The 20,664-nt window shown below is 38.2% G+C and carries 18 protein-coding genes; 11 read left to right on the forward strand and 7 right to left on the reverse strand.

All coding sequences use genetic code 11. The features are described from left to right. Nucleotides 1-144 precede the first annotated feature (144 nt). A complete protein-coding gene (locus H4J38_RS16170) occupies nt 145-1,218 on the reverse strand; it encodes an AI-2E family transporter (RefSeq protein WP_182133397.1) in 1,074 nt (357 codons plus the stop codon). Nucleotides 1,219-1,223: 5 nt separating this feature from the next. Then, nucleotides 1,224-1,448, reverse strand: coding sequence for a sulfurtransferase TusA family protein (locus H4J38_RS16175; protein WP_182133399.1), 225 nt, complete (start codon nt 1,446-1,448; stop codon nt 1,224-1,226). 108 nt (nt 1,449-1,556) lie between these two features. Between H4J38_RS16175 and H4J38_RS16180 the strand changes: the two genes are divergently transcribed. From H4J38_RS16180 to H4J38_RS16200, 5 genes are all read left to right on the forward strand, one after another. After that, the gene (locus tag H4J38_RS16180) at nt 1,557-2,189 is read left to right on the forward strand and encodes a hypothetical protein (protein ID WP_182133401.1); all 633 of its coding nucleotides are present in this window, start codon (nt 1,557-1,559) and stop codon (nt 2,187-2,189) included. Between the two features lie 2 nt (nt 2,190-2,191). Continuing rightward, entirely contained in the window at nt 2,192-3,649 is a 1,458-nt protein-coding gene (locus H4J38_RS16185) for a M48 family metalloprotease (protein WP_182133403.1), read from the forward strand. Between the two features lie 51 nt (nt 3,650-3,700). Continuing rightward, nucleotides 3,701-4,051 carry an arsenate reductase (glutaredoxin) gene (gene arsC, locus H4J38_RS16190; RefSeq protein WP_182133405.1) on the forward strand — a complete coding sequence of 117 codons (351 nt, stop codon included), beginning with the start codon at nt 3,701-3,703 and terminating at the stop codon, nt 4,049-4,051. 2 nt (nt 4,052-4,053) lie between these two features. Continuing rightward, nucleotides 4,054-4,446 carry a DUF2069 domain-containing protein gene (locus H4J38_RS16195; RefSeq protein ID WP_182133407.1) on the forward strand — a complete coding sequence of 131 codons (393 nt, stop codon included), beginning with the start codon at nt 4,054-4,056 and terminating at the stop codon, nt 4,444-4,446. Between the two features lie 272 nt (nt 4,447-4,718). Then, on the forward strand, nt 4,719-6,695 hold the full coding sequence (locus H4J38_RS16200) for a hypothetical protein (RefSeq protein WP_182133409.1): 1,977 nt from the start codon (nt 4,719-4,721) through the stop codon (nt 6,693-6,695). 222 nt (nt 6,696-6,917) lie between these two features. On the opposite strand, the gene hda is transcribed toward H4J38_RS16200, so the two are convergent. Continuing rightward, nucleotides 6,918-7,628: a DnaA regulatory inactivator Hda gene (hda, locus tag H4J38_RS16205; protein ID WP_182133411.1), complete on the reverse strand. Its 711-nt coding sequence runs from the start codon at nt 7,626-7,628 to the stop codon at nt 6,918-6,920. Continuing rightward, nucleotides 7,625-8,755, reverse strand: coding sequence for a DUF2066 domain-containing protein (locus H4J38_RS16210; protein WP_182133413.1), 1,131 nt, complete (start codon nt 8,753-8,755; stop codon nt 7,625-7,627). Before H4J38_RS16210 ends, hda begins: the two co-directional genes overlap by 4 nt. Before the next feature lie 141 nt (nt 8,756-8,896). On the opposite strand from H4J38_RS16210, the gene purM reads away from it, so the two are divergent. The 3 genes from purM to H4J38_RS16225 are packed head-to-tail and all read left to right on the forward strand — an operon-like array spanning nt 8,897 to nt 11,369. After that, nucleotides 8,897-9,943, forward strand: coding sequence for a phosphoribosylformylglycinamidine cyclo-ligase (purM, locus tag H4J38_RS16215; protein WP_182133415.1), 1,047 nt, complete (start codon nt 8,897-8,899; stop codon nt 9,941-9,943). A 6-nt stretch (nt 9,944-9,949) separates the two neighbouring features. Next, nucleotides 9,950-10,594, forward strand: a complete 645-nt coding sequence (purN, locus tag H4J38_RS16220; RefSeq protein ID WP_182133417.1) for a phosphoribosylglycinamide formyltransferase — start codon at nt 9,950-9,952, stop codon at nt 10,592-10,594. Between the two features lie 22 nt (nt 10,595-10,616). Further along, nucleotides 10,617-11,369, forward strand: a complete 753-nt coding sequence (locus H4J38_RS16225) for a DUF3108 domain-containing protein (RefSeq protein ID WP_182133419.1) — start codon at nt 10,617-10,619, stop codon at nt 11,367-11,369. A 114-nt stretch (nt 11,370-11,483) separates the two neighbouring features. On the opposite strand, the gene H4J38_RS16230 is transcribed toward H4J38_RS16225, so the two are convergent. After that, nucleotides 11,484-12,263 (reverse strand): class II glutamine amidotransferase, encoded by a 780-nt coding sequence (locus H4J38_RS16230; RefSeq protein ID WP_182133421.1) that lies wholly within the window; start codon nt 12,261-12,263, stop codon nt 11,484-11,486. 315 nt (nt 12,264-12,578) lie between these two features. On the opposite strand from H4J38_RS16230, the gene fadE reads away from it, so the two are divergent. The 3 genes from fadE (at nt 12,579) to H4J38_RS16245 (ending at nt 17,760) form a co-directional block, all read left to right on the forward strand. Beyond that, nucleotides 12,579-14,996: an acyl-CoA dehydrogenase FadE gene (fadE, locus tag H4J38_RS16235; protein WP_182133422.1), complete on the forward strand. Its 2,418-nt coding sequence runs from the start codon at nt 12,579-12,581 to the stop codon at nt 14,994-14,996. A 295-nt stretch (nt 14,997-15,291) separates the two neighbouring features. Continuing rightward, on the forward strand, nt 15,292-16,659 hold the full coding sequence (locus tag H4J38_RS16240; RefSeq protein ID WP_182133424.1) for an aldehyde dehydrogenase family protein: 1,368 nt from the start codon (nt 15,292-15,294) through the stop codon (nt 16,657-16,659). Between the two features lie 48 nt (nt 16,660-16,707). Next, complete coding sequence (locus tag H4J38_RS16245) at nt 16,708-17,760, forward strand: aldo/keto reductase (RefSeq protein WP_182133426.1); 1,053 nt, start codon at nt 16,708-16,710, stop codon at nt 17,758-17,760. Nucleotides 17,761-17,862: 102 nt separating this feature from the next. Here the strand turns inward: H4J38_RS16245 and H4J38_RS16250 are convergent, their stop codons facing one another. Together H4J38_RS16250 and H4J38_RS16255 are read right to left on the reverse strand one after the other, a co-directional pair. Further along, nucleotides 17,863-18,261 carry a DUF1801 domain-containing protein gene (locus H4J38_RS16250; RefSeq protein WP_182133428.1) on the reverse strand — a complete coding sequence of 133 codons (399 nt, stop codon included), beginning with the start codon at nt 18,259-18,261 and terminating at the stop codon, nt 17,863-17,865. 234 nt (nt 18,262-18,495) lie between these two features. After that, nucleotides 18,496-20,316, reverse strand: coding sequence for an acyl-CoA dehydrogenase C-terminal domain-containing protein (locus H4J38_RS16255; protein WP_182133430.1), 1,821 nt, complete (start codon nt 20,314-20,316; stop codon nt 18,496-18,498). Nucleotides 20,317-20,664: the final 348 nt, after the last annotated feature.

The following is a 20,664-nucleotide window of genomic DNA, read 5'->3' on the forward strand; positions in this document are numbered from 1 at the left end:
TATAATGAAATAAGGCCGCACTTAAGTTTGGCAATGAAAACACCAAACCAAGTGCACAAAAAAGACCAGAAGCTTAAGCCACTGGCCTTTCATTAAAACCGTCAACATATTCTAGGACGGGACAATAGTTATAATAATAACAAACTAAATTTCAGTTATGGCCTCACCTTGAGTGGTGGTTGACCAAGCATTGAGTACCGCTTTAACTAACGTTGCTAATGGAATAGCAAAAAACACCCCCCAAAAGCCCCATAAACCACCAAATAATATCACCGCAATAATAATAGTAACCGGGTGCAAGTTCACCGCTTCTGAAAAAAGTAATGGTACTAACAAGTTACCATCTAGTGCTTGGATAATACCGTAGGCTATCATCACATAACCAAATTCAGCACTTGTGCCAAATTGAAACAAAGCCACAAGTAAAACAGGTAGAGTTACAATGGTTGCGCCAACATAAGGTACAAGTACTGATAAACCCACCAAAACCCCAAGTAATACCGGGTAATTCAGTCCCAAGGTAATAAACGCGATAGTAGATGCCGTACCTATAATAATAATTTCAATTAATTTACCGCGAATGTAATTCATGATTTGTTGATTCATTTCAGTGCCTACTTGTTTTGCCATACGGCGATCGTTTGGCAAAAACTTGCGTAAACTATCAAAGAGAACACTTTTATCTTTCAGGAAAAAAAATACCATTAGCGGTACTAAAATCAAATATATCAATAGCGCAACAACATTAGAAATTGAGCCAAGTGATGCTTTTAAGGCTACCTGCCCCCATTCAATCAGTTTGTCATTAACTAACGTAATTAAGTTGCCGATTTGCTCAGCACTGATAAACTCTGGATATTGTTCAGGTAAGGCTAATAAATAGGTGTGCCCTTTGCCAACCATTTGTGGAACTTCTTGTAGTAAATTACTACTTTGCTGCCAAATTACGGGCATAAGTCCCAATATACCGATTAAAGTTACCCCCACAAAAGCAGAAACTACAATAACGACCGAGAGGCCGCGAGATAAACCCACCTGAGAAAGTTTATTCACCGGCAAATCTAATAAAAACGCAATCGCCACGGCAACAAATACTGGCATTAATAAATTACTGAAAAAATAAACAAACAAAAAAGTACAAATTAAAATAACCATTAAGGTTACTGCACTCGGATCTGAAAAATTTCTTTTGTACCAATCTCTAAACAGTGAAACCATAATATTTACTTTTCCATTTTTATCATTAATTCAACAATATATTTATCAAGATTACGTTGTTCAAAATAAAACCCTTGTTTGGTTAACAATTTAGGAATATCTTTTTTAGAACCATTATCGCAAATGCGTATCAAACAACTATCAATAGGTGTTAACTTTCTCAGTAACAAACGTAAATTTACCAATGGTATTGGACATTTATCTTGTGTAGCATCGTATTCGTATATCATAAATAAAAGTATGCGCAGTGCTTTAGTTTGATTATCTAATTTGCGACAATTGATTACAATGACATTTGTAAATTCTTTTACTCTATTTTTATAATTTAAAGAGGTTAAATGAGCAAGCTTTCTGATAATCCTAGTCTTAAAGAAATCAACGCGTATAAAAAAAAGTTAAATTGGGGTGATATTCCCGCTATTTATCAATTAGCGGCGAATTCAATTAGTGATATTGATGGGATCTTAACCCATGGTTTTAACAATGCATTTAAACAATTACTCGACCAGAGAAATTGGAATTTAAATACCGTAGAACAACAAAACGACATTATGGGAAAAGTAACAACACGCAAGCCAAAAATTTCGCTTTACCATAATATCAATGAACAACATTATGAATTACATTGTTACCCCATAATTAATGATGAACGCGTGCTTCAAGCTCAACTTAACAACCCACTTTGTCCATTTATAGAATGGAGGCCAGCAACAATGCAAATGTTGTTTAGATTGAACTCATTGATCCCTTTTATTGTCTACACCTTTCAAAAGGGCGATATAGCTGATTACGCCCTTATTCGTTACGCTCATCAGCGTGTAGACGAATTGATTATATTACTACAAAAATCATTTAATATTACTGACACAAAAGGCCATACAATAGCCGAATTCTGTAAAGAAATTTATCGTAAGCATTCACAATCTCAACTTAAAGAGAGTGTTGAAAAACCTGACAATATGGAAAATTAAATTTGTTTAAATTAAAGCCGCTTATTATTACACTTGCCTTAGCCACAACTATTACAAGCAATGCATTTGCCGCGAATAAAGAAACTAATAAAAATAAACTCCCCGAAATAGGTTCAGCGGGCGTGAGTGTTTTATCAATTGAAAAAGAACGCCAAATTGGTGGCGAAATGATGCGTCATATTCGCGCGTCTCAACCGATATTAAACGATCCTGTTTTAACAGAATATATTAATGACTTAGGTAACCGCATGGTACGCAACGCCAAAGACGTTAACTATAGTTTTGAATTTTTTATCATACGGAACCAAGAATTAAATGCTTTTGCCTTTTTTGGTGGCCATATTGCCATTCATAGTGGCCTGATAACCACAGCCAGCACTGAAAGTGAACTTGCCTCAGTGGTCGCTCACGAAATATCACATGTTACCCAACGTCATTTGGCAAGAAGATTAGAATCACAGAATAAATCACAACCGTTAACCATGGCCGCCATGGTTTCTAGCGTTTTGCTGACTTTAATAAACCCTAGCGTAGGTATGGCCGCACTTAGTACCACAATGGCAGCATCACAACAAGCTAGCATTAATTATACTCGAGGTAACGAGCAAGAGGCTGACAGAGTTGGTATTGCTCTACTCGCCAACAGTGGCTTTAACCCACAAGGTGCACCTGACTTTTTCACCACCATGTCAGAAAAATACCGTTACAAATCAAAACCACCGGCAATGTTATTAACACATCCTTTACCTGAGTCTAGAATTGCAGATGCCAGAATAAGGGCGCACAACTATTCACCTCGGCCATTAGCGCCTAGTTTGCAATTTGAGTTAGCTAAAGCCCGCATTATCGCAAGATATCAAGGTGAAGCTAAAGATAACATCATTAATTTTCAGCAAACTCTGGATACAAAGCGTTATGCGATAGAAGCAGCAACACAATATGGTCTTGCCCTATCCCATTATGAAAATAAAAGTTATCAAATCGCCATCACGCAGCTTGAAGCACTATTGCATGACGACAACAGAAATTTATTTTATGTTGACGCCTTAGCTGATGCTTATATTGCGGTTAAAGCCTTCGATAAAGCCATTACTATGCTAAGCGAGTTAAACCTGTTAATGCCGAACAACCAAGTGGTAACATTAAACTACGCCAACGTATTAAATGAAGTTGAGCAATACAATAAAGCAGAAATATTGCTACAGAATTTCTTAGTGCTGAGCCCAAAAAACTTCATTGCCAATGATTTATTAACAGAGGTTTATAGAAAACAAGATAAAATAGCCCTTATGCATGCCACTAAAGCTGAAGTATATGCTTTGCTTGGCGCCTATCCAAAGGCGGTTGACGAATTGCAAACGGCTTATAACTTTGTTGAAGAAAACCCATTGTTACAAAAACGTATGAAAGGCCGCATACTGCAATTACAAGAACAACAAGAAAAGCTTAAGCGGCTATAAAAAGTCAGTTAAAATACAGTTAAATTAATCTAAACAAATTAAGAGAAGAACATGTTAACGATTTATCACAACCCTCGTTGCTCCAAAAGCCGACAAACATTAACACTCATCGAAGAAAAAAAAAGAGAGGTGACTATTGTTGAATATTTAAAAACACCGCTTAGTATTGCTAAAATTGAACAGTTATTGTCATTACTCAAATTGTCACCACGAGAAATAATGCGAACAAAAGAAGCTGAATATAAAGAGCAAGACTTAGCTAATGCAGATGATGCGACTTTAATTGCCGCTATGGCTGCGACCCCGAAACTGATTGAACGCCCTATTGTCACTGATAACAAACGTGCCATTATCGGTCGACCACCAGAAAACGTACTTTCGCTAATGCAGGCTAATAATTAAAAATGACAACTAAACCACGTTTTTCAACAACTACTCTTAAAAAAATAACTTTATTTGGCTATTTTTCATTACTATTTTACATGCCATTTTGGCTCGTTTTTATCAGTGATGACAGCGCATTATCAGTGCCCTTAACTTTAGTGTTTTTTACTTTACCTTTGTTATTTCCTCTCAAAGGATTAATACAAGGCAATCCATACACTTACGCCTGGTCAAACTTTATCGTGATGATTTATTTTCTGCATAGCTTAACCACATTGTGGGTTTCAGCTGATGAAAAACTATGGGCAGTGGGCGAATTGTTTTTTGCCACAGTAATGTTTATTGCTGGTAGTTATTATACAAAATACCGTGGCCAAGAACTTGGTTTAAGTATTCGTAAAAAGAAAGATTAAACGATTTATAACAAAAGCACTAAATATATTATTACTGAGATTTAGTGCTGCAATATTGACATTTCATCCATTCTACCCTTGTTGATATAGCTAAGAATGCTCTTTACTTTACTATTAAAATTAGCTACATATATTAAGCGTTATTGCGTTATCTAGATTACTTTTACAGCACTCAGTTCAGCCTGAAAATTTCAGTGATTAAAAAACAGGTGAATTTTATCTCCCATTAGCAGGTCTTTTAGTTTAACTAAGCATTTAAAAAAGAGGCACGAATGAATAGTATTCGCATAAAACAAAAAGCATTATCAAACGCGGTTAAAGTACTAACATTAACTTTAGTTACTTTGATTGCGCAAGGTTGTGGCGGTAGTGGCTCTGCCTCTGAAAAAATCGTGCCTATTGATGACTTTACTCCCGTTGTGACTCAAACTGGCATAATTGCATTTGACGACGATAGCAAAACGGCAAAACCGGTTGAGTTATTCCTTTATTATCCTGACGACACCATCAGTAACATTAGTTGGCAACAAACTGCAGGCAGTGAGCTTGTTTTTCATGCAGGTAACTCAAAAGGTATTGCTTTTACGCCATCTGTTAGTGGTGATTATAGTTTTCAAGTTAACTTTAGACGTAATGGAATTAGTGAAGCATTATCGCATACCGTTGTTGTGTCAGATGAAAGTAACCAAGTATCAGCTAGGTTAGGTCATGCTGTTCTTGAAGGTAACGACGTTTCTTTAAGAGCCAACATAGAAAATACAGCGTTAACAACCGACACTATTGTATGGCAACAAACCTCTGGCCCAACGGTTACTTTTAGTGAAACAACTGCAGGAAAAAGTGCAGTTTTTTTTAAAGCGCCAGCGGTCAGTGCTGATAGTTTGCTTACCTTTACCGTGAGTGCTTCAGATGGTACGAATCGATATCAAGATGACGTTGCAATATTAATCGAAGATGCGCCAACAATTAGCACCAATGAAAACACCGCATACGACTCAAGATTAGCCACGGTATTTCCTTTTAATGCCAACTCTCCTTATGCAAACGTTTTAGTTAACTGTGTTTACATTAACACCATTGATTTTCGCACTAGTTGTCGTTTAAATGAACTACCCCTGATAGCACAAGATACCACCACACCGACTATTGAAGATATTATGGACCGCGTTGTGGTTTCTCATCGATGGATGGGACAAAGGTTTAAAGAGTTTTTACAAAACTCGGATCAGCAAGGTGATTTTAAAAACTTACTTCGAGCCACCACAGCCATTGTTATTTCGTATGACGTTCGCCCTTCATATTATTGGGTAGTTACGGGTGCGATTCATCTAGATCCTAACAACCTTTGGTTAACACCTGATGAAAGAGATACTATAAATGAAGCACCTGATTATCGTGCATCATTTGGCGATGACCTAAACTTCGTGATGCCATGGCGCTATGTTAAAAATAATAACTACGCGAGCTTTTTCTATCCAGAAAATATGAGAGTGACACGTGACGCAAGCGATGGAGTGTATAATCTAGCTTCATTGATGTATCACGAACTTGCACACGCCAATGATTTTTTTGCACAAAGTAACTGGCCAAACTTAAATCGAAATGACCGAATACTAGATGCCGCAGATAAAATTATACAATCAACAGGCATACAATCTGATTTATTAAGCACTAGCCTACCGCTAAATGGCACACAAATGTATCGCCTAGCGCAAGTTCGTTTTCAAGGTGAATCAGCAACCAGCAGCGAAAAAAATTATAGCCCGAGTGACGTAACAGGATTTTTTAGCCCTGAGCATGCACCGCAGTTTTATAATTACACCAGTAAACGCGAAGACTACGCCATGCTATTCGACGGTTTTATGATGAAAGCACGTTACGATGTTGACAGAGATGTTGCTGTGACTAGTCAGCCTCAAAGCGAAGGTGAGCAATACATAGTAACTTGGGGACAACGCGGCCGTATCGGTGACACTAATATTAAGCCAAGAGTTGACTATGTTACCCGACGCATATTGCCAGAGTTTACTGCAGCGTCTAACATTATTAGCAATTTATCAGCGCCAATAGCGATGGAGCCAGGGAAAACTTGGTCAGAAAATTTAGCTATTAGCCCGACCGTTGAACAAGTTAATAAATCATCTGTTGATGCTTTAGTTGATAGTGTCTCGTTAAATAAAACCAAAAGTCAGAGAATTAATGCCAATGGCCCAATGTTTTATGAAAAACCTATCCCTAAACGTAAATAAGACTAAGCTTTATTAAGCATAAACACAGATGTAGCTAAATAGGCTTAAGTGGCTAAAGCAGCTAAAGTTTGAATAAGGTTATCACTTGGATTTTAGAGCAGTAATATTAAGTGTTTAGGGGCAAACTATTGGTTTCAATCATAGAGGTGAGTCACTGTCTTTTAGTTGATGATTTAAGTCAATGATTTGAAAGATAAGGTTAACAATTGATTTGAAAGTAATTTAAAACAAGATATCTTTAATAAAAGGAATAGTAATTCGACGCTGTTCTCTTATTGACGCTTGATCAAGCTGCTCTAATGCAGCAATTAAGCTGGTCATATCACGCGACAAACGATTTATTAAAAAACTCGCCACATCATCGTTCATCGTTAAACCCCTTTGCTGCGCTCTATATTGCAAAGCAAATGACTTTTCTTTATCAGACAATGGCTTTAATTGTTCTGTTAAACCCCAACTTAGTCGTGATACCAAATCGGGCAAACTAATATTTAACTGCGCAACGCTTTGATCGCCAGTAATAATCAAACATTTGTTTTGCTCAATCATACGGTTGTATAAATCAAACACGCCTTGTTGCCACTTTGTATTACCGGCAATTAACTGAATATCGTCCAAACACACTAAATCAATATTCTCTAAACCATCCAGTACATCTACCGAAAGCTGTGTGAGTTCGGAAAACGACAAACACAAGGATGTAATACCTAGTGTGTCTGCATATGCGCAACTCGCATGCAACAAGTGGCTTTTACCCACGCCGGTTAAACCGAACAAAAACAAACTGTGTACTTGTTTATTTTCATCACCAACATGGTCAAGAAAATGCGTTAATTGTTGCACAACCATTTGGTTGCTCTCGCTTTGAAAGCTCGCGAATGTTTCATCATCTGGTAATTGCACCGACAGCGTTAATTGCGAAACTTTCTTCACTTTTTGCTCCAGTAGAATACCGGCACTTGTTCTATGCCCTCTGGAGCTGCCAAGGGATCAATATAACGATTTAACTGTTCACTTAATTTTAATGAGGCAAACAATGCTTGTTGTGATCCAATTAACGATAATTTAAAACGGCGATTAGTGCCTTGCACACTAATCAATTGTACAGACTGCACAGCAGACAATTCTTTGAGAAACTCTGACACCGCAATTAATTCGGCTAATGAGGCGATATTGGCAACATCTACTTGAAATTCATTACTGTTAGTTGTTGATAATGCATATTGCTGATAAATAATGTCGGTGATATCAGATAATGCAGTAATTAATAACGCATCAATGTTATCACCCAGATATTGTTCGCTAAATATTTGTGCATGCTCACTTTGCGCATCAGTCATTAAACTCCAATCCACTGCTAAGCTATTTTCTTGACATAGCGGACAATCTACCGTGTCATCTTCGGCAGCAACTAAGCTTGAATTTGAGACTCTTATTACCACAACAGCTTCTGCCATATAACGTGCAGAGGCTTGCGCTACCGGTTGTGAAAAACGCCCCCAAACATCAGATAATGTCAAAGCAGTTAAGTCAGTCAAATCCATTATTGGCATCACTAATGGCAAACCACGTAATTGAGAAAAATCATTTATCACATTAGGTAACAAAGAATTAGATGTTGATGAAATTATTTCCCGCTTAAAGCCATTTTCCTCAATCAACCACACCATCACTTGTGGCCTTAATCGCCCCCAAATGGCCAAATCGCTTTCTTTAAACAATTGATTTATCTTGTCTTCGTCAAAGGCAACATTGAGTAATGCTTTATCTTTACTGCGGATATATTGATATTGTGTTACATAATTATTGTAATTCTTTATTGCCTGAGTAATCAGCGGGTGTTCGATTTCCTTGCCGCCGATCTTCACTAAAACTGCCCGTAAGGCATTTTGGAGTGCTTGATTACGATCGTCATTGGATTGAGACGCTACAGCTACTTTTGCGCTGTACAAGTTCCCAACTTCGATAGCGCTAATATTAAGCGGTAATACAAAGAATAAGAATATCAGACAATTTCTGAATATATTTCTGAACATAGATAGGATTAACATGTGTTTCATAGTGAAGATCTTATCATAATGTTGCTGATTTTTATCACTTATAAAAAATAATTTATTTTAAAGATTTTCAGCGAGTCTTTGCGCTGATAGAATATGCGCCTTATCGTACAAGCAAACTAACAATATAATTGAGGTTCCCCCGTGAGCGAAGAAAAACAGTCTTTAAGTTATAAAGATGCTGGCGTTGATATAGATGCAGGTAATGCCCTAGTTGAAAATATTAAAGGTGCCGTAAAACGCACTACTCGTCCAGAAGTTATGGGGGGTCTAGGTGGTTTTGGCTCTGTATGCCAACTTCCTACGGGTTATAAAGAGCCTGTACTTGTTGCCGGAACAGATGGCGTTGGTACTAAATTACGTTTAGCCATCGACTTACAAAAGCATGATACCGTTGGTATCGACTTAGTCGCTATGTGTGTTAACGATTTAATCGTGCAAGGTGCTGAGCCTTTATTCTTCCTCGATTATTACGCTACAGCGAAACTTGATGTTGCTGTTGCCTCTGCCGTGGTTGAAGGAATTGCTGAAGGTTGTGTGCAAGCAGGTTGTGCATTAGTTGGCGGCGAAACAGCTGAAATGCCAGGCATGTACCACAAAGGCGACTACGATATCGCTGGTTTTTGTGTTGGTGTAGCTGAGAAATCACGTTTGCTTGATGGCACTAAAGTCGCTGCTGGTGATCAACTGATTGCCCTTGGCTCTTCTGGTGCACACTCAAACGGTTACTCTTTAGTACGTAAAGTATTAGAAGTAAATAACACTGACACTAATGACCTACTTAACGGTAAATCATTAGCCGATCATCTTTTAGCGCCAACAAAAATTTATGTTAAGTCAGTTTTAGAACTACTTAAGCATGTTGACGTACACGCATTGTCACACATTACGGGTGGCGGTTTTTGGGAAAACATTCCTCGTGTATTACCAGAAAGTGCGCAAGCAATTGTTGATGGTACTAGCTGGCAATGGCCGGCAATCTTTAACTGGTTACAAGAAAACGGCAACATCACTGAACATGAAATGTACCGCACTTTTAACTGTGGCGTTGGTATGATCATCGTAGTACCTGCTGACCAATTAACAAAAAGTATCGACATTCTCAATGCTCAAGGTGAAAACGCCTGGCACATTGGTGAAATTGCTGACCTTAAAGCAGGCCAAGAACAAGTTATTATCAACAAAGGTTAATCATTAATGCGAAGCCGAATTGTAGTACTAATTTCCGGCGGCGGCACAAACTTACAGGCGATTATTGATGCCAGTAAGCATGACAACTACGGCGGCGAAATTGTCGCTGTAGTATCTAACAATGCTGACGCTTATGGATTAACGCGAGCACAAGACGCTGCAATAGCGACTTCTGTGCTTTCACATAAAGACTTTGACACCCGAGAAAGCTACGATAGCGCATTAATCACTGAAATTAATAACTATCAGCCTGATTTGATTGTACTAGCAGGTTTTATGCGTATTTTAACGGCTAAATTCGTGCAAAAATTTCAAGGCCGTTTGATCAATATCCACCCTTCTCTACTACCTAAATATCAAGGTTTACATACACATCAACGGGCGATTGACGCCGGTGATACTGAACATGGTGTTAGTGTGCATTTTGTTACAGAAGAACTTGATGGTGGCCCGGTAATTTTACAAGCAAAAGTACCTGTTTTTCCAGAAGACACCGCCGATGAACTTGCGCAGCGAGTGCATCAACAAGAACATCGTATTTATCCTATGGTGGTTAATTGGTGTTGTGTTAAGCGCGTAACAATGGCAGAAGAAAGTGCATTATTTGATGGTGTAATCTTACCTCTTTCAGGGTATGCTAGCGAAGAATAGTATTTAATTTAGAGAATTTACCATGTTGAAATCATTACCTTATATCCCTTTACTTTTGTCTAGCCTCACCTTTAGTGTTGTGGCAGCAGACAAAGAAAATAGCGTAATGATCCCTGCATTTAGTGCTAAATATACTCTTTTGCATAAGTCTAAATCCGTTGGCGAAGCAACGCGTGAATTAAGCTACTTAGATAATGGCTTGGCTCAATACAGTTATCATACCAATATTGAATGGTTAATTTTCTCAGATATTCGTGAAGAAACTTCGATTGTTAAACTTGAAGGCCACAAAGTAACGCCGACAAGTTATGAATACCTTCGCGAAGGTACTGGCTCTGATAAGCATTATAAATGGCGTTATGATACCGACAATAATAGCGCCGTTGATGAGAGAAAAGATCGAACAAAAAGTATAAAATTCCCTGAAAACATTCAAGACCCGCTTAGCTATCATTTACAGCATCGACTGAATATGATGGCTAACCCTAAGCAAGAACATTTTGTTTATCCGGTAATTAAAACATCAGGTTCAATCAAAAATTACGTTTATCAATATGACGGTGAAGAAGAACTTATGCTGCCTTATGGTTTAGTAAAAACCATAAAACTTAAACGTGAAGTAATTGAGAAAAATCGTGTAACTTACGCTTGGTTTGCACCAGAGCTAGATTACCTTTTAGTAAAACTTCATCAAATTAAAGGTGATGTAGAACAATTTGAAGCACAATTAAAGTCAGTTACCTCAACGGTTCCAGCAAAAGCTAAGAGTAAATAACTCAGTTTTAATGAAAACTGCTTAAATTGTCACAAAGTTATCCTAAAGTAGCTCTTTTATTAGTGGTGCAGTTAACAGTCAATTGATTTAATTAATGATTAAGTTTTGCTAACTTTACTCACTTTGAAACATTAACTGCCCTTTACAAAATAATAACCCTTCTCCAGTTTGCATTTTTTGCCATGTTTCATCGTTAGTTAATGGCTGAGTTGCAATAACAGTAACAATGTCATTTTCAGTGGTTTCTTGATCAAAATTAACCACCATTTCTGCATCAATTAAACTCGCTTTACCAAAAGGTGCCCGACGCGTTAACCAATGTAAATTATTGGTACAATAGACTAATAAAAAGTCACCATCGGTTAACAATAAATTAAACACACCGAGATCATTAATTTGTTTACATAACCCAATTATATAATGAAATAATACTTCTGAGTTAGGCTCGTCGCCGTCAAATTTATGTAAAAGCTGATCTAATATCCAACAAAACGCTTGTTCGCTATCGGTTTCTCCAATAGGCAGGTGATACTTTGTAGATAACTTATCTTGATAATCCGCTAATTGGCCATTATGCGCATAAGTCCAATTTTTCCCCCACATTGGGCGAACAAATGGATGAGTGTTCACCAAAGATACATTGCCCGAGTTTGCTTGTCGGATATGACAAATCACCGTTTCACTTTTAATCGGGTAGTCAGTCACCAGTTGGGCAATGGGCGAATGTGCGCTAGGCAGTGGATCTTTAAAGCTTCTGCAGCCCTTACCTTCATAAAAAGTAATACCCCAGCCGTCTTTATGTGGTCCGGTATTACCGCCACGTTGCATTAAGCCACTAAAACTAAAACAAATATCCGTGGGTACATTGGCACTCATCGCCATTAATTCGCACATATAATAAAACCAATAAATAATAAATTGATAGAATAAATACCAGAAAATAACATTGTTACAATTGAGGTATCTGTCAGGTAAATATAAAAAAGTATCTTAATTAACCTCAACTATAATTGAGGCTACTGCACCATTTTACGTTGATATGGCGATTAATTTATACTGTTTTTACACACAACAACAAATAACCGCAGAAAACGCGGGTAAGTAACGATAAATAATTTGAAATTATGCATCAGACGAATTAAGCTTAAACAACTAATCTGGTCTGACCTTAATCAAGGTTGACCAAAATATCAACATTAAGGAACACATGTGGACTACTTAACTTGGATACTCATTGCTATAGCATTATGCGGGTATATGGCTTATTCACGCGCCTCGCTATCAACATTTACCATAGCATTTACCTTACTGATGATTGTGGGCACTTTTTTCGATGTCATCGGTTTCTTCGGCTGGCTACTTTTTGCCATTATCGCAATCCCTTTAAATATTGCAGATGTGCGAAAACAGTATATTTCTAATCCTTTACTCGCTATTTTTCGGGGAATTATGCCCGAAATGTCAGAAACTGAACGAGAAGCAATTGACGCGGGTACCACTTGGTTTGAAGCAGAATTATTTCGCGGCACGCCCGATTGGAAAAAACTTCACAACTACCCTAAGCCTAGATTAAGCGCAGAAGAACAAGCGTTTTTAGATGGTCCTGTAGAAGAAGTTTGCCGCATGACTGATGACTGGCAAACAACGCATGAACTTGCCGATTTAACACCAGAGGTATGGCAATACCTTAAAGATAATAAATTTTTTGCGATGATCATTAAAAAGCAATACGGTGGTCTTGAGTTTTGTGCTTTTGCTCAATCACGCGTTTTGCAAAAACTTTCTAGTGTTAGTACTGTTTTGGCATCTACCGTTGGCGTACCTAATTCACTAGGCCCAGGCGAGTTATTGCAACATTACGGCACAAAAGAGCAACAAGATTATTATTTGCCACGATTAGTTAAAGGCGATGAAATTCCTTGTTTTGCCTTAACTAGCCCAGAAGCTGGATCAGATGCTGGTGCGATTCCTGACTTCGGCATTGTTTGTCGCGGTGAGTTTAACGGTGAAGAAGTACTAGGCATGCGTTTAACGTGGAATAAACGTTATATTACCTTAGCACCTGTTGCGACCGTATTAGGTTTAGCATTTAAATTGCAAGACCCTGATCACTTGTTAGGTGAAGAAGAAGATTTAGGCATTACCTGTGCATTAATACCTACAGACATTGAAGGTGTTATTACTGGTCGTCGTCATTTCCCACTTAACGTACCGTTTCAAAATGGCCCAACCCAAGGTGATGACGTTTTCGTCCCTTTAAGTTTTATCATTGGTGGCCCAGAAATGGCAGGTCAAGGCTGGCGTATGCTGGTTGAATGTTTATCGGTTGGCCGAGCAATTACCTTACCGTCAAACAGTACTGGTGGTATCAAATCGCTTGCATTGGCTACGGGCGCTTATAGCCGTATTCGTCGCCAATTTAAAATATCTATTGGTAAAATGGAAGGTGTCGAAGAGGCACTAGCTCGCATTGGTGGTAATGCCTATTTAATGGATGCAGTAACCACCATGTCGACCGGCGCAATTGATTTGGGCGAAAAGCCAAGTGTTGTGTCTGCAATCGCTAAATATCACCTCACCGAAAAAATGCGTAATTGCGTAGCTGATGCTATGGATATTCATGGTGGTAAAGGTATTTGTATGGGGCCGGGTAACTACCTTGCTCGTGCTTATCAAGGTGCTCCTGTCGCCATTACGGTAGAAGGTGCAAACATTCTGACTCGTAGCATGATCATTTATGGTCAAGGCGCTATTCGTTGCCATCCATATGTGCTTGCTGAATTATCAGCAGCAAATAATCAAGATAAAGATCAAGCATTAAATGACTTTGATCATGCATTGTTTGGTCATATCGGTTTTGCAATTAGTAATATATGCCGTAGTGTTTGGTTTTCCTTTACCGGCAGTTATGCACTTAGCGCACCTTATAACGATGAAACTAGACGTTACTATCAGTTAATGACCCGTTTTAGCTCAAACTTAGCCATGCTTTCTGATATTGCTATGTTGACCATAGGTGGTGATTTAAAACGCCGAGAACGCATTTCAGCGCGACTAGGTGATATTTTAAGTTACCTATACTTAGCATCCGCAACGCTTAAACGTTACAACGATGAAGGTCGTCAAATTGCTGATTTTCCTTTATTACAATGGGCTTTAGAAGATAGCCTGTATAATATTCAACAAGCTATAGATGAACTCATTAGCAACTTTCCAAACCGAATAGTGGCTAAAGTCTTGAGACTTATCATTTTGCCTCTAGGCTGCTGGTTGAAAAAGCCGTCTGATATCACAGATCATAAAGTTGCTGCCTTACTCCAGTATCCTAATGAAACACGAACACGCTTAGGGCAAGGCCAATACCTTACTCGTGAGCCAGGCAATGTTTTAGGTCAATTAGAACAAACGCTTGAAGATATTATTGCTTGTGAACCTATTTTTGACAAAATTTGTCGTGAACTAGGGCAACGTCTGCCATTTTATCAACTTGATCTTGTGGCTGTCAAAGGCCTAGCTGCGAACATTATTACTGAAGAAGAAGCTGCATTGCTTACAGCAACAGAAATTGCTCGCAAAGCAACTATTGATGTTGATGACTTTGACTCTGATTATTTAAAAGCAGGTTAGTTAATACTTTTATAAAAACAACCCATGTCGTAAAGCCCATTACTGCTAAAAGCAATAATGGGCTTTTTTTCATCTAATAGAAATTTAATGCCAAGTCTATAAAGTATGGCTCACACACTAATAGGCAAGTGTTAAAAACATTGTATTATTTCAGAGATATTAAGTAGTACTACAGTAAAGCTTGGCTATAATTTATTTCCTAAAACCACCATAGCCTCACCAGTTAAGCTTTGTACTGTTAGGTTAAATCAGTTAAATTAAGTCATCCGACCATTGAATATAATCAGGAACACTTTTGAATTTTAGCGAACAACTAGCACAACATCAGCAATTTTTCTCCTCCAATTCAACACGTGATTTGTCTTGGCGAAAAAATCAGCTTCAGCAAATAAAACGTTTGGTGATAGACAATGAACAACTTTTTTTAGATGCTCTACAAGCCGATTTAGGCAAACCAGCACAAGAAGCATGGATTACTGAAGTATCTTATGTAACTGGTGACGTCGACCATGTATGTAAACGACTTGAACGTTGGGCAAAAAAACGCCCTGTTTCAACGCCTATCACTGCACAGCCCGGACGTTCCTACATTCATCCTGAGCCTCAAGGCACAGTACTTATCATTGGTGCTTGGAATTATCCCATGCAACTCATTCTTGCGCCCTTAGTCGCGGTTATTGCCGCAGGTAACTGCGCTATTGTTAAACCTTCAGAGCTTGCCCCTGCTACCTCTGCGCTTTTAACCAAACTTATTCCTGAGTATTTAGATAATAAAGCTATTTCAGTTGTAGAAGGCGGCGTAGAAGAGACCACAGCATTACTTGCACTGCAGTTTGACCATATTATGTACACGGGTAATGGCCAAGTTGGCCGCATTGTTATGGCCGCTGCCGCAAAACATTTAACCCCAGTAACCTTAGAGCTAGGTGGTAAAAGCCCTGTTTATATTGATGAAAGTGCTGATATTAATATTACCGCACAACGAATTGCTTGGGGAAAGTGGATGAATGCAGGACAAACCTGCATAGCTCCTGATTATATCATCACCTCAAAAAGTATGATTGCACCACTCGTGACCGCACTTAAAAAACAAATTAATACCATGTTTGGTAAAGACCCAAAGCAAAGTACAAGTTATGGCCGAATTGTCAACGAACGCCATACCGAACGTATTAGTAGCTACTTATCCGATATAGCCATTGAATTTGGCGGCGAATATGACATTAAAAACCGATATATTGCGCCAACTATAGTCGTTAATCCTCCACTTGATAGTGCCTTGATGACTGATGAAATTTTTGGCGCTATTCTCCCTATTATTGCTATCGAAGACTTTGACAGTGCAAAAGCATTTGTTAAAGCACGAGATAAGCCACTTTCAGCCTACATATTCAGTAAAAACAAAGCACAATGCCAGGCTTGGGTAAATGAAATAAGTTCAGGAAGCCAATGCATTAATGATGTTATCATGTTCAATGCGGTACCAGACCTACCCTTTGGCGGTACTGGCCCTAGTGGTATGGGGCAATATAGCGGTAAAGCCGGTTTTGATAATTTTAGCCATTTAAAGTCAGTTCTGTCGCGACCATTTATTAAAGACTTACCGGTGAGATTTGCGCCATATAGTAAGATGAAATTTAAATTTCTTCGTTGGATCCGCTAACCCGTATTTGGTATTAGTTATTTGGACGAATGATAAAAGGTTAATAAGATGAAATATGTTCGATTAGGCAGTAGTTTATTAGACGTGTCGCGTGCTTGTTTAGGCAGTATGACCTGGGGATTACAAAACAATCAAGCCGATGCTAACGCCCAAATCGATTATGCTCAATCGAAAGGCATTAACTTTATTGACACTGCCGAAATGTACGCTGTGCCACCTTCGGCAGAAACTTACGGCAAAACAGAAGCAATAATTGGTAACTGGTTAAAAGCAAACCCATCCCGTAGAAGTAATATTGTACTCGCGTCAAAAATTGCTGGCCCAGGGTTTTCCTATATTCGAGATGGCAGCAAAATATCAGGTGCCAACGTTATTGCCGCAGTTGAAACATCTCTAAAGCGTCTACAAACTGATTATATTGACCTTTATCAATTACACTGGCCTAACCGTCAGTCTCCTCACTTTGGTAATCACTGGCCAAATAAAATTAACTACACGCAGGTCAATGCTGAACAACAAAATGAAGAAATGTTAGATATTTTGCAAGGTTTAGATAATTGCGTTAAAGCCGGTAAAATTAGATATTGTGGACTATCAGATGATACACCTTGGGGTATTAACCAGTACCTAAAATTAAGTGCTGAGCATAATTTGCCGCGTATGGTATCGATACAAAATGAATTTAGTTTGTTACATACTAAAGATTGGCCGTATTTGATTGAAAATTGTGTACATGAAGATATTGCCTATTTACCTTGGTCACCCCTTGCAACAGGGGCACTTACCGGCAAATACCTCAATGATAAACGCCCAAAAGGCAGTCGATGGACACTTGAACAACGCCATGGTCTGTTCAGAGACACAACACATGCTGATGCCGCAGTTCAAGCGTATGTTAACATTGCTAAAAAGCATAATATTTCGCCTGCATATTTGGCTTTAGCTTGGTGTAACCAAGTAAATGGTGTTACTTCAACCATCATAGGCGCGACTAGTATGCAACAATTGACCGAAAACATAGATGCATTCAAACAACCACTATCCGCTGAAGTGCTTGAAGATATTGATCAGGTATTACGACAGTTTCCATCACCATTTTAGCCATGGTTACATTTTGGTAATGTTATCTTTTGAACAAGACATTACGTTTTAACAGCCTATTTGAAAAGGCATCATGGTAAAAGTTAACCAATAGCTGCTATGCTACTTTTGGCTGCAGCTATATTTGCTTTGCATTTCCTTAACCGACAAACTCGCTATTTCTTTTAAAACCTCAAGATCAACATCAGCCAACTTGTTTATGTATAAACAAGACTTACTTACTTTATGTTTACCAAGCCGCGCTAATAAATGCGGATAATTTGAAAACCCCGGCATAATATAAATCGTAATATTTTGTTTTCGTGGTGAAAAACCAATAACCGCACTGTCGCCCTCTCGGCCACTTTCATATTTATAATGATATTGCCCAAAACCTATAATACTGCCTTGTAAACTAGGCGCATAGCCAGATGCATCAGCTAATAACTTCAACAGTATTCGGCTGTCATCTTGCTGGGTTTCATTTGCAATAGCAGCTATAAACGTCGTGATTTCATCCATAATATATTCCTTTATAGCTAACTCTATGGCTTAGTATAATACCAATTGAGCTTTGAATTTGAATAGCATTGTTAATCATTTTGCAATCAGTGCGAATATCAAAACTTATAATAAAGTCGATAGTAGCTGATAGATCGAAAAAGGCCATATTTCAAATGAAATACGGCCTTTAATTTTATTGTCTGAGCACAGACCTAAACTAAACCTAGAAAATAATTAGCTTAAATTAAGTTTTTACAAGAAAGATAATAACTCTTCATCTAACTGCATTAAGGTTTTAGGATCTGCCATCATAGTTACCGCTAATGACTTAGTACGTGGTAATAAGCGTTCAAAGTAGAACTCTGCCGTTTTAATTTTTGCACGATAGAAGTCTCTATTTTCAACATCAGTGGCTAATTTTTCATACGCTGCTTGTGCCATTTGCGCCCAAAAATAAGCCATTACGATATAGCCTGAGTACATTAAAAAGTCTACTGAAGCTGAGCCAATTACGTCACGGTCTTTTTTAGCTTTAAGTCCTAAGCGAATAGTATATTGTTGCCATTTGGCTACGCTTGTACTTAAAGGCCAGATAAACTTATTCATTTGGCGTTTATGTGGATTACTCGAGATCATACTCTGATCTTTACAGAAAATAAGGACTTCTTTAGCAAATGCATTCAATGACTTACCACGTGTCATCAGCACTTTACGACCTAATAAATCGAGTGCTTGAATACCTGTAGTTCCTTCATAAAGCGTTGAGATACGGGTATCACGAACAATTTGCTCCATGCCCCATTCTTTAATGAAACCATGGCCACCAAAAATTTGTAGACCATGATTAGCACTTTCCTGTCCAAGCTCAGTTAAAAAGGCTTTTAAAATTGGTGTGATAAAACCTAAACGATTATCAGCTTTTTTACGTTCTTCTTCAGTTTTAGCATTATCTATTTCATCAACAATTTTTGCTGTGTAGTAGATCATCGCACGGCCGCCTTCACTAATGGCTTTTTGGGTCATTAGCATTTTGCGTACATCAGGGTGAACAATGATAGGGTCAGCCACTTTATCAGGATGTTTAGTACCCGATAATGAACGCATCGACAAACGCTCTTTAGCATAAAGTAACGAGTTTTGATAAGCCAATTCAGCCGCACAAACACCTTGCAGTGCTGTACCAACACGTGCGGTATTCATAAAGGTGAACATGCATTCTAAACCTTTATTTTCAGGGCCAATTAGCACACCTTTGGCATTATCAAAATTAAGCACTGCAGTTACTGAAGCTTTAATTCCCATTTTATGCTCAATAGACCCGCAAGAAACATTATTGAACTCGCCAACATTGCCTTGTTCGTCAGTTTGCATTTTAGGTACGATAAAGAGTGAAATACCCTTAGTACCTGCTGGCGCGCCAGGTAATCTAGCTAATACAATGTGGATAATATTATCGGTTAAGTCATGTTCACCAGCTGAGATAAATATTTTAGTACCGGTAAGGTTATAAGTACCATCGCCATTTGGCTCAGCTTTTGTTTTAACTTGGCCTAAATCTGTACCGCATTGTGGCTCAGTTAAACACATAGTGCCGGTCCACGACCCTTCAATAAGGCGTGTAAGGTATAATGCTTTTTGCTCATCAGTACCGTGCGTATGAATAGTGTTCATTGCACCATGACTTAATCCCGGATACATGGCCCAAGACCAGTTAGCCGTGCCCATTAATTCAGACACTACCATACCCAATGATGACGGTAAGCCCTGACCACCATGTTCAACAGCATGCGATAAGCTAGGCCATCCACCTTCAACAAACTTTTGATAAGCTTCTTTAAAGCCTTTGGGTGTTGTTACAACGCCATTATCAAAAGTACAACCTTCTTCATCACCGCTTTGGTTCAGTGGCAGTAATTCATTCTCACTAAATTTGGCACACTCTTCCAAAATGGCATCAACCAAATCAGGTGTTGCTTCTTCAAATTCAGGATGCTTTTGGTAATGGTCATAATAATTAAATACATCTTCAAATAAAAATTTGATGTCTGCTATCGGCGCTTTATAACTTAGCATGGTTAACTCCTAACACTTCTAATAATAATTTTTATGCATTTCTGCATCAGTGCCATCGAGTATACACACATCCGACCAGTTGGAAAACTACTATTTTAACTTTTGAAAAAATTCAAAATAGGCCTGCATAGTTAAATAATAAATTCAAAAGGTTAGAAGTTAAAAGTCACTTTTCGACTATGCTTTTTACTACTGTAAAGTAGTGATATTAAGCGCTAATAGTAAAAGAATAACTTGAAAAGTATAATAATAATGGCTCAATCTCGTATTAAATATCAAACAATATTCTCATTAAATTCAGTACTAACTTAACCATTACAATGCTATTTATTGTGCCTATTTTTTCTT

Origin of the sequence: Colwellia sp. BRX10-3 (assembly GCF_014077505.1) — a bacterium.
GTDB lineage: Bacteria > Pseudomonadota > Gammaproteobacteria > Enterobacterales > Alteromonadaceae > Cognaticolwellia.

Coding starts and splice junctions, on each gene's coding strand:
- H4J38_RS16200 (WP_182133409.1), top strand. CDS start 4,719: ATGAATAGTATTCGCATAAAACAAAAAGCATTATCAAACGCGGTTAAA.
- H4J38_RS16225 (WP_182133419.1), top strand. CDS start 10,617: ATGTTGAAATCATTACCTTATATCCCTTTACTTTTGTCTAGCCTCACC.
- H4J38_RS16180 (WP_182133401.1), top strand. CDS start 1,557: ATGAGCAAGCTTTCTGATAATCCTAGTCTTAAAGAAATCAACGCGTAT.
- H4J38_RS16210 (WP_182133413.1), bottom strand. CDS start 8,755: ATGAAACACATGTTAATCCTATCTATGTTCAGAAATATATTCAGAAAT.
- H4J38_RS16175 (WP_182133399.1), bottom strand. CDS start 1,448: ATGATATACGAATACGATGCTACACAAGATAAATGTCCAATACCATTG.
- H4J38_RS16170 (WP_182133397.1), bottom strand. CDS start 1,218: ATGGTTTCACTGTTTAGAGATTGGTACAAAAGAAATTTTTCAGATCCG.
- H4J38_RS16195 (WP_182133407.1), top strand. CDS start 4,054: ATGACAACTAAACCACGTTTTTCAACAACTACTCTTAAAAAAATAACT.
- H4J38_RS16250 (WP_182133428.1), bottom strand. CDS start 18,261: ATGGATGAAATCACGACGTTTATAGCTGCTATTGCAAATGAAACCCAG.
- H4J38_RS16230 (WP_182133421.1), bottom strand. CDS start 12,263: ATGTGCGAATTAATGGCGATGAGTGCCAATGTACCCACGGATATTTGT.
- purN (WP_182133417.1), top strand. CDS start 9,950: ATGCGAAGCCGAATTGTAGTACTAATTTCCGGCGGCGGCACAAACTTA.
- arsC (WP_182133405.1), top strand. CDS start 3,701: ATGTTAACGATTTATCACAACCCTCGTTGCTCCAAAAGCCGACAAACA.
- H4J38_RS16245 (WP_182133426.1), top strand. CDS start 16,708: ATGAAATATGTTCGATTAGGCAGTAGTTTATTAGACGTGTCGCGTGCT.
- H4J38_RS16255 (WP_182133430.1), bottom strand. CDS start 20,316: ATGCTAAGTTATAAAGCGCCGATAGCAGACATCAAATTTTTATTTGAA.